We start from the raw sequence: 9,225 nt of genomic DNA, 5'->3' as shown, positions 1-9,225 counted from the left end.
GTGGGGGGGGCCGGCCGGCGCCAGCGGCGTGGCCGCTTGCGGTTCAGCGCCGAGCGGGCGTAGTCGGCAATGTCCGCCGCCAGCGGGCCGTCGATGCGCACGGCATAGTCCTGCTTGGCCTCGGGGCCGAAGTCGGCCAGGTGGTCCGCCGAAAAATTGATGCCCCCGATCATTGCGCACACGCCGTCGATGGCCACGATCTTGCGGTGCATGCGGCGGAACACGTTGGTGCGGATGCCCAGCAGGCGAGGCCGGGGGTCGAAGATATGCAGGCGTACACCGGCTTCGGTCATTTCGCCGATGAATTCGGGCGTCAGCACGTCCGAGCCGTAGCCGTCCACCAGCAGGTCCACGCTGACGCCGCGCTTGGCGGCCGCGATCAGGGTCTGCTGCAATTGCCGCCCCACCTTGTCTTCAAACAAGATGAAGGTTTCGACCAGGACTTCGCGCTGGGCGGCGTCGATGGCCTCGAACGCGGCCGGAAAATAAGCCTCGCCGTTTTCCAGCAAGGTGTAGCGGTTGCCTTCCCGCCATCCCAGTTCACCGGCACTCATAACGCAATCTCCGCGGATAGGGGTACGTGGTCGGATAGCCGCGACCACACGCGCGAGGCCAGCGGCACGGGCCGCCAATCGCGCACATTACGAACATAGATGCGGTCAAGCCGCAGCAGCGGCCAACGCGCGGGAAAGGTGCGGGCGGGGCGGCCCAGGCGGCTGGTGAACACTTCCTGTGTGCCGCAGCCGGCCATCTGCCGGTTGGCCTTGCCGCGCCAATCGTTGAAGTCGCCGGCGATCAACAGGGGTTCGCCTTCGGGCACGTCGCGCGCCACCAGTTCGCACAGGCGGTTCATCTGCTGGCCGCGGTGCTTTTCCAGCAGGCCCAGGTGCACGCAGATGGCATGCACGGGGGCATCGCCCGGCACGCGCAGCACGCAGTGCAGCAGGCCGCGGCCTTCATGGCCGTCCACGCTGACATCGTGATTCTCATAGCGTTCGATGGGGTAGCGGGACAGGATCGCGTTGCCGTGGTGGCCGGCCGGGTAGACGGCGTTGCGCCCGTAGGCGTAGTCCGACCACAGCGTGTCGGCCAGGAATTCGTACTGGGACAATGCCGGCCAGGCCTCTTGGTGCCGCTCGGCGTGCGCCTGGTGTTCGCCCAGGACTTCCTGCAAGAACACCACATCGGGCGCGGCCAGCCGTAAGGCCTCGCGCAGGTCGTGCAGCATGAAACGCCGGTTGAAACTGGTGAATCCCTTATGGGTGTTGACGGTCAGCACCGTCAGGCTCCGGCGGGATTCGTCGGTCGGGGCGGGCATGGACTCTCCGGAGGTGGTAGATGCTCACCCCTGCGCAAGTTTCGTGCCTGAGCCCGGGGGCAGGGGGATTTTCATTGGGAAAACACGTCCGGCGGCTTCCTGATCCGGTGGCACGGCGGACGCGCAATTGTCCGCACCGGTCAAAATTGCCCTGGCCCGAGGCAGGCGGAAAGTGGCTGGCCCGACCGTACGCACGGCCAGGCCGGGCAGGCATAAAAAGCGGATTCAGAATCTGTAAAAACAGGGTTGTGCCTGCTTTTGGCCGGCGTCACAATCGACATCCCCAACCCCGGATACCCGCCAAGAAGGCGCAAGGAGACCCCGCACCATGACGATTGCCCCTCAGCCCCTGGACGCGCGCGTCGTCACGGCCCTGTCCCGCATCACGACGGCCACGCTGACGACCGTGCTGTTGAAGAAAGGCCTGCGCAACGTATGGGTGCGCGGCGCGCGGCCGCTTGCGCCGGGCGCCCCGCGTATTGTGGGGCGCGCCTTCACGCTGCGTTTCGTGCCCGCGCGCGAAGACCTGGCCACGCCGGCATCGTGGGCTTCCCCCATTTCGACGCGCGCCGCCATTGAAGACATGCCGGAAGGTTGCATCGCTGTGGTCGACGCCATGGGTGTGACGGACGCCGGCATTTTCGGAGACATCCTGTGCGCCCGCATGCAAAAGCGCGGCGTGGCGGCCTTGGTGACGGACGGCGTGGTGCGCGACCTGGAAGGCGTTGAGGGCACCGGGCTGCCCGTCTGGTGCGCCGGCGCGGCGGCGCCGCCTTCGGTGGCGGGGCTGACGTTTGTCGGCTGGCAGGAGCCGGTGGGCTGCGGCGGCGTGGCGGTGTTTCCCAACGACGTCATCGTGCTGGACCGCGACGGCGCGGTGCTGATCCCGGCCGCCTTGCTGGACGAGGTGGTCGACATTGCCATCGAGCAGGAGCGGCTGGAAGGCTGGATCATGCAGCAGGTGGAGGCGGGCGAAAAGCTGCCCGGGCTGTATCCGCCGAATCAGGAAAACCAGGCGAAGTATCAGGCGTGGCGGGCGCAGCAGGGCGGAAAGTAGCCGGCAGCGGAGTTCTACGGCGCTTCACTTCCCGGGGGGCGTCAGGCGAGTTCGGGCCGGCTTCGGTTGAATCGCAGTCCAGGTTCGGGCGGCTTCAGGCTTATCAAAAAAGCCCGGAACGCGGCGGCTCTCGCCGTGCGTTTCGGGCCTGACGTGCCAGTGTGCAAGTCGCGGCGGCGTTCTAGTTGCCGCCGCGGATATTGCCCGCGACACCACCGGCGATGCCGCCGATGGCCGCCCCGGTCCAGGCGCTGCCGCCCGCGATGGCGGCAATGCCCGCGCCCGCCGCCGCGCCTATCGCCGCGCCGGACATGGTCCCTTGCTGCTTGGACGACATATTGGTGCAGGCCGCCAGGGCGCTGATCGCGACGCACACAAGTATCGATCGGATGACTTTCATGACGGCTCCTTCAAGGCTTGCGCTTGGCGCCAGGAACGACGATCTCGAACCACAGGGTTTCGATCACCGGCCGGTCCAGCCGCGACGGGTTCGCGGCGTACCAGCTATCCAGCCCCTCGCGCACGGAATCCAGCGTGTGGGTTTGCAGCCCCTTGGCAAAGCGGGGCACCAGCGTTTGGTTGTCGGGTGGCGCTCGGCGTTCCTGGTACGCGCGTTCCACTTGCAGCAGGTTGGCGATTCCCAATAGGTAGGCTTTCTTGATGTTGGGATCGGACTCCGACCAGTGCTTGCCTGTGACCATCGGGGCGGGGTCGGCGGATTGCGCCATGCTGGGCGCGGTGCACAGCGTAGACAGCGCGAAGGCTGCCGGACCTAACAGGTGTTTCACTTTCATCGCATCGCTCCTCGCGGGCTTAAAAGATCAAAAACAACCTTTGGACGCCGTCCGCAAAACAGAGCCGCAGCGGGCCTTGAGCGGAAAACGGCAACATCGAATTTATGCCCGAAGCCAGGCGGCGGCAAGCAACGTTTGCAGGCGGGCCGGCGGGGCGGGTGTCGCGCAATCCGAAGACGGCGCGTAAAATTCCGCCAAGACGCCGGCGCCCGCCGGCGTTGTGGATTGGACGCATGCGCACCGGATTGCCCCGTCGTTTACCCCGTTACCCGCGTTTTGCCACGGCCGCCGATTACGGGCGGCTGTTGCTGCTGCTGTTGCTGGTGGCGCGGGCGTGGGTGCCGACCGGGTACATGCCCGACGCCCAGGCGCTGCGCCAAGGCCGTCTGACCTTGGGCTTTTGCACGGCGGGCGGCAACGCGCTGGCCGCGTTGCAGGCGATGTCGTTACGGCAGGCGTCCGCCGATGGCCATCACGAGATGCACGGCCATCATGACCACCACGGTAGCGGGCAGGGCGATGATCGTGGCGCCGGCCAGGAATGTCCGTTTGGCCTTAGCGCGCATCAAATCCTGAACCTGCCGCCCTTGGCGGCGTTGACGCCGGTGCTGCTGCACTGGCTGGCACAGCCGCCGCTGAACGTGGACGGCCCGCGCCCGCCCATGCCGGCCACCGGCCCCCCGCTGGGCCCACGGGCGCCACCCTCGATAGACGGATGACCCTGCACGCATGCGCGTTGTGCGCATGCCTGTGGCCGCTATTTTGGTCGCGGATGTGGTCCTGGATTTGGTGCGGATTCGGTGCGGATTGGGTGCGGATTGGGTCGGTTTTTTTCGGCCCGGTTTTTGCGGCCTGATTTTTCGACCCGATTTTTCGACCCGATTTTTCGACCCGATTTCGCGACATGATATTGCGGCTTGTCTCGGCCGCCCGCCTGTGGCGGCCCCCGTTCCCATTCGAGAATCCCATGTCCACACAAACCCTGGATACCGCCGCCGCGCCCGCGCGCTCGCGAACCGCGGCCCCCAGCGCTTTCCTGGCGCTGATCACGCGCCTGCATTTCTATATCGGGTTGTTCGTCGGCCCCTTCATCCTGGTGGCGGCCGTTACCGGCACGCTGTTCGTCCTGACCCCGCAGATCGAGAACCTGCTGTACGCGGACCAGTTGCGCACCCCCTCCACCGGCCCGGCGCAGCCCCTGGCCAAACAGGTTGAAGCGGCGCAGGCACGCATCGGCGCGGGCGGCCCCCGCTTGTTCGCCGTGCGCCCCGCGCCCACGCCCGGGGAAACCACCCGCGTCATGTTCACGCAAGCCGGCATGGGGGATTCGGAAAGCCGCGCGCTGTTCGTCGACCCCGTCACGCTGGCCATCAAGGGCGACATGATGGTCTACGGCACCAGCGGCTCGTTGCCGTTTCGCACCACGCTGGATTATCTGCATCGCAACCTGATGCTGGGCGACCTGGGGCGCAACTACAGCGAACTGGCCGCGTCCTGGATGTGGCTGGCCACGCTGGGCGGGCTGGCGCTGTGGTGGACGGGGCGCCGCCGCGCGACCGCGACCCGTGCGCGCAGCCCGCGTCTGCGGACGCGGCGCTGGCACACCTTGCTGGGCTTGTGGCTGGCGCTGGGGCTGATATTTTTGTCCGCCACGGGCTTGACGTGGTCGAACTGGGCGGGCGGACGCGTCGATCAGCTGCGCGCGCAACTGGGATGGATCACGCCGGCGATTTCGCTGAAGCTGCCGGGGGCAGGGCAGGCAGCCGGGACGGGGGCTGGGGCAGGGGGGCCATCGGGGCAGGCTGCCGGCGGGGATGAACATGCGCATCATCACGGCGGCATGCAGATGGCAGGGGCGATGTCGCACAACGGTGCGTCCGCAGCGATGAATGCGCCGATGAATGCGCCGATGAATGCGCCGATGAATGGGTCAGCGAATGCGCCAACGAATGCGCCCGCCAATGCCTCCATGAACGCGTCATCGGATGTCGCGATGCAGTTTGACCGCATTCTGCAAACGGCCCGCCAAGGCGGCATCGACAGTACCCAGCTTGAAATCCGCCCGCCGCGCGGCGCCGGCCAGGCGTGGATGGTGCGTGAAGTGGACCGGTCCTGGCCCACGCAGGTGGATACCATCGCCATCGACCCCGCCACCTACGCCATCACCAGCCGTGCCGATTTCGACACCTTTCCGCTGATCGCCAAGCTGATCCGCTGGGGCGTGGACATGCACATGGGCATTCTGTTCGGCTGGCCCAACCAGCTGTTGATGGGCGCCATCGGCTTGGCGCTATCAACCATGATCGTGCTGGGTTATCGCATGTGGTGGCTGCGGCGGCCGGCAGCCGGCGCGCATGGGCAGACGCTGACGCAGGCCTGGGCCGCGTTGGGCTGGCCGGCGCGGCTGGGCGCGCTGGCCGTGGCCGCAGTGCTGGGGTGGTGCCTGCCGGTAATGGGCGTCAGCCTGCTGGTATTCCTGGTGATCGACGCGCTGCGATCGTGGCGCTTTCAGTTGGCCACGCGGCGCGCATAACTGGCCAGGACGATGCGCTCGGACTGCGCCAGGTAGTCCTTCAGCGCATCGGCCGCCTTGCCGAAATCCCCGGCTTCCACGCGCTGCAAGATCTGCTGGTTCATGTCCGCGTACGGCGCGTGCAGGAATTCGGGGTCTTGCAGCAGGCCGAATACCAGCCGCAATTCGGCCAACAGCAAGGCGAACATTGCATTGAGCCGTTCGCTGTCCGCCAGTTCAACAATAGCCATGTGAAAAGCCATGTTTGCCGTACCCACGCCCGCCCAGTCCTGCCGCTCGCGACACGCCAGCGCGTCGTCCACGGCCTGCCGCATGCGCTGGCGGGCCGGGTGGTGCGGATAGGCCTGGGCCAGCGCCTGGCATTCGATCATGCGCCGCACGCGGTAGATGTCGATAATGGACGCCATGCTGGGCACCGCCACTGCCACGCCACGGTTGGGCGCATAAGTCAGCAAGCCTTCCTTGGTCAGGTTGCGAAAGGCTTCGCGCAAGGTGTTGCGCGACACGTCCAGCGATTGCGTCAGGGTTGCTTCCGATAGCCGCTGGCCGGGCATGAATTCACCATTGATCAAGCGGCGGCGTATCTGCTCGGTGACTTTGTCGGTCAGGGTCTGGTGCGCGTCGGATGTGGTCATAGGCGGTTGGGGCAATTACCGATAGGCGCTTGGGCAAGTTTGATCTACCATACTAACCAATTTGTAGAACAATTGTGTAACTATCGTTCCACACTATAAGCGTGGCACGCTGCGTAAACCACCTGCCCCGCGTCCGTGGACTAAGGATAAGACATGGCTGGGATCGATTTGAACAGCGACCTGGGCGAAAGCCTGGGCGCATGGCGCATGGGCGACGACGCCGCGATGTTGGCGGTGGTGTCCAGCGCAAACGTGGCGTGCGGCTTCCATGCGGGCGACCCCGCGGGCATTCTGGCCACTTTGAAGTCCGCGCGCGAGAACGGCGTGACGGTTGGCGCGCACGTGTCCTATCCCGATCTGTCCGGCTTTGGCCGCCGCAATATGGATGTGGCCAGCGCCGACTTGATCGCTGATGTCATCTACCAGATCGGTGCCTTGAAGGGGCTGGCCGCCGCCGCCGGCACCGACGTACGCTACGTCAAGCCGCACGGTGCGCTTTACAACACCATCGCGCACGACGCCCGCCAGGGTGACGACGTGATCGCCGCCATTCTTGAAATCGACCCGACGCTGGTGCTGGTGGGCCTGGCCGGCTCGCCGCTGCTGACGCGCGCCCGTGAACGCGGGCTGCGCGTGGTGGCCGAAGCCTTTGCCGACCGCGCCTACACGCCCAAGGGCGAGCTGGTATCGCGCCGCGAAAAGGGCGCCGTGCTGCACGACCCGCAAGCCGTGGCCGCGCGCATGCTGCGGCTGGTTCAAGAGGGCGTCATCGAAGCCATTGACGGCAGCCTGACGCGCGTGCAAGCCGATTCCATCTGCGTGCATGGCGACAGCCCGGGCGCGGTGGACATGGCGCGCGAACTGCGGCGCCAGCTTGAGCAATCGGGCGTTGCCATCCGCTCTTTCATTGACGCTGCCCCGGCACAATCCGCCTAGGAGGCCGCGTGCGTTTCCTGCCTGTAAACATCGACGCGCTACTGGTCGAGCTGGACGATCTTGAACAGACGCTGGCGCTGTTCGCCGCGCTGCAAAACCGGCCCATCGCCGGCGTCACCGAAATGGTTCCCGCCGCGCGCACGGTGCTGGTCATCTTCGAACCCGGCCTGGTGTCGCGCGATGCGTTGATTGCCGACATCGGTGCCCGCGACACCACGGCTCACGTGGCGCGCGATGGCAAGCTGATCGAGATCCCCGTTCATTACAACGGCGAAGACCTGGACGAAGTCGCCCAGTTGCTGGGCATCACGCCGGACGAAGTCATCCGCCGCCACACCGGCGGCACGTACAGCGTGGCCTTCACCGGCTTCGCACCCGGCTTCGCGTATCTTAGCGGCGGCGACCCCACGCTGGACGTACCGCGCCGCAAGACCCCGCGCACCCGCATTCCGGCGGGCGCCGTGGCGTTGGCCGGCACATTCAGCGGCGTCTATCCGCAAGCCAGCCCCGGCGGCTGGCAGATCCTGGGCGTGACGCCGGTACCCATGTGGGACCTGGCGCGCGAGACGCCGGCGTTGCTGCAACCGGGGTATCGGGTGCGGTTCATTGATGCCGGGGCTGCGGCGGGCGAAGCCGCGACGCAGGGTGCTTCTTCCGAAGCCTCGGCCGGAACATCGGCCGAGGCTTCGGTCGGGACTGCGGCCAGAACCTCGGCCGATGTGTTGGCCTTTGCTTGCGCTCGCGGCAACGCATCCGCCGTCAATTCCCACCCCACACCCGCGCTGGAAGTCGTGTCGCCCGGGTTGCAGGCGGTGTTTGAAGACTTGGGCCGGGCAGGGCAGGCGCGTCAGGGCGTGGCCGCTTCCGGCGCCATGGACCGTGGCGCGCTGCGCGCCGCCAACCGGCTCGTGGGCAACGCGCCCGCCGAAGCCGCCATTGAAATCGTCTACGGCGGATTCCAGGTGCGGGCGCACGGCCCCAGCGTGGTGGCCGTGACCGGCGCGCGTGGCGACGTCACGCTGCGCAGCGCGGCGGGCAGCACGTGGACGGCCGACACGTATCAAGCCATCGCGCTTGACGATGGCGACACGCTGACCTTGGGCCAACCGTCCGCCGGTATCCGCTATTACCTGGCCGCGCGCGGCGGCTTCGACGTGCGGCCGGTGCTGGGCAGTTGCTCCACCGACACCTTGGCCCGCGTCGGCCCCGAGCCCTTGGCGTCGGGCGACCGCATCGGCATCCGGCCAGCCGGGCAGGGCGCCATCGTGGGGGCACCCGAAGTTGCGCCGGCGCATCTACCAACCACCAACACCGAGGTGGTGCTGGACGTGGTGTTGGGCCCGCGCACGGATTGGTGCGACGCCGAGGCGGTTGCGCTCTTGTCGCGCCAGGCCTGGACGGTGACGCCGCAGTCCAACCGCGTCGGCATCCGCCTGAACGGCGACGCGCCGCTGCAACGCGCCAACCACGCCGAACTGCCCAGCGAAGGCACCCGCAAAGGCTCCATCCAGGTGCCCGCCAGCGGCCAGCCCGTTCTGTTCCTGGCCGACCATCCCTTGACCGGTGGCTACCCCGTCATTGGTTCGGTCGCGCCGTGGCATCTGGACCGCGCCGCCCAAATTCCGATCGGCGCTCGCGTGCGCTTCAATCCCATTTCCGACTTCGTTCCGGTTGATGTTCCGGCCGTGCCCGTCAACCCGACCTAACTGAATCTGCCTGCCATGAAGAAAGTTCTGATTGCCAACCGTGGCGAGATCGCCGTCCGCATCATCCGCGCCTGCGCAGACTACGGCGTCAAATCCGTTGCGGTCTACGCCGACGCCGATTTCGACGCGCTGCACGCGCGCATGGCCGACGAGGCGTACGGGCTGGACGGCGACCGTCCCGCCGATTCCTATCTGAATATCGACAAGCTGCTGGACGTGGCGCGCCGCAGTGGCGCCGCCGCCGTG

At 66.9% G+C, this 9,225-nt stretch carries 11 protein-coding genes; 6 read left to right on the top strand and 5 right to left on the bottom strand.

The window, feature by feature from the left end; all coding sequences use genetic code 11:
- Nucleotides 1-554: phospholipase D-like domain-containing protein (locus ACNPP0_RS12880; protein ID WP_448706091.1), on the bottom strand; the 554-nt coding region annotated here is incomplete at its 3' end.
- The gene (locus ACNPP0_RS12875) at nucleotides 551-1,318 is read right to left on the bottom strand and encodes an endonuclease/exonuclease/phosphatase family protein (protein ID WP_332608199.1); all 768 of its coding nucleotides are present in this window, start codon (nucleotides 1,316-1,318) and stop codon (nucleotides 551-553) included. The genes ACNPP0_RS12875 and ACNPP0_RS12880, both read right to left, overlap by 4 nt.
- A gap of 328 nt (nucleotides 1,319-1,646) precedes the next feature.
- Between ACNPP0_RS12875 and ACNPP0_RS12870 the strand changes: the two genes are divergently transcribed.
- On the top strand, nucleotides 1,647-2,375 hold the full coding sequence (locus ACNPP0_RS12870; RefSeq protein WP_448706090.1) for a ribonuclease activity regulator RraA: 729 nt from the start codon (nucleotides 1,647-1,649) through the stop codon (nucleotides 2,373-2,375).
- 181 nt (nucleotides 2,376-2,556) lie between these two features.
- Here the strand turns inward: ACNPP0_RS12870 and ACNPP0_RS12865 are convergent, their stop codons facing one another.
- Nucleotides 2,557-2,775: a YMGG-like glycine zipper-containing protein gene (locus ACNPP0_RS12865; RefSeq protein WP_332608197.1), complete on the bottom strand. Its 219-nt coding sequence runs from the start codon at nucleotides 2,773-2,775 to the stop codon at nucleotides 2,557-2,559.
- Nucleotides 2,776-2,785: 10 nt separating this feature from the next.
- The gene (locus ACNPP0_RS12860; RefSeq protein ID WP_332608196.1) at nucleotides 2,786-3,169 is read right to left on the bottom strand and encodes a hypothetical protein; all 384 of its coding nucleotides are present in this window, start codon (nucleotides 3,167-3,169) and stop codon (nucleotides 2,786-2,788) included.
- Between the two features lie 233 nt (nucleotides 3,170-3,402).
- Here ACNPP0_RS12860 and ACNPP0_RS12855 point away from each other — a divergent pair, with 233 nt between their 5' ends.
- Both ACNPP0_RS12855 and ACNPP0_RS12850 read left to right on the top strand, forming a co-directional pair.
- Nucleotides 3,403-3,888 (top strand): DUF2946 family protein, encoded by a 486-nt coding sequence (locus tag ACNPP0_RS12855; protein WP_448706089.1) that lies wholly within the window; start codon nucleotides 3,403-3,405, stop codon nucleotides 3,886-3,888.
- Nucleotides 3,889-4,136: 248 nt separating this feature from the next.
- Complete coding sequence (locus ACNPP0_RS12850) at nucleotides 4,137-5,702, top strand: PepSY-associated TM helix domain-containing protein (protein ID WP_448706088.1); 1,566 nt, start codon at nucleotides 4,137-4,139, stop codon at nucleotides 5,700-5,702.
- On the opposite strand, the gene ACNPP0_RS12845 is transcribed toward ACNPP0_RS12850, so the two are convergent.
- Nucleotides 5,678-6,337 carry a GntR family transcriptional regulator gene (locus tag ACNPP0_RS12845; protein ID WP_332608193.1) on the bottom strand — a complete coding sequence of 220 codons (660 nt, stop codon included), beginning with the start codon at nucleotides 6,335-6,337 and terminating at the stop codon, nucleotides 5,678-5,680. The genes ACNPP0_RS12850 and ACNPP0_RS12845 overlap by 25 nt on opposite strands.
- A 153-nt stretch (nucleotides 6,338-6,490) precedes the next feature.
- Here ACNPP0_RS12845 and ACNPP0_RS12840 point away from each other — a divergent pair, with 153 nt between their 5' ends.
- From ACNPP0_RS12840 to ACNPP0_RS12830, 3 genes are all read left to right on the top strand, one after another.
- Complete coding sequence (locus ACNPP0_RS12840) at nucleotides 6,491-7,273, top strand: LamB/YcsF family protein (RefSeq protein ID WP_332608192.1); 783 nt, start codon at nucleotides 6,491-6,493, stop codon at nucleotides 7,271-7,273.
- Between the two features lie 8 nt (nucleotides 7,274-7,281).
- Nucleotides 7,282-8,979 carry a 5-oxoprolinase subunit B/C family protein gene (locus ACNPP0_RS12835; protein ID WP_448706087.1) on the top strand — a complete coding sequence of 566 codons (1,698 nt, stop codon included), beginning with the start codon at nucleotides 7,282-7,284 and terminating at the stop codon, nucleotides 8,977-8,979.
- A 15-nt stretch (nucleotides 8,980-8,994) separates the two neighbouring features.
- Nucleotides 8,995-9,225 (top strand): biotin carboxylase N-terminal domain-containing protein (locus tag ACNPP0_RS12830; protein ID WP_448706086.1); only part of this gene is annotated, 231 nt, incomplete at its 3' end.

The organism is Achromobacter semiaridum, assembly GCF_053543755.1.
The sequence above is the reverse complement of the archived record's forward strand: the minus strand, read 5'-3'. Positions and strand labels throughout refer to the sequence as shown.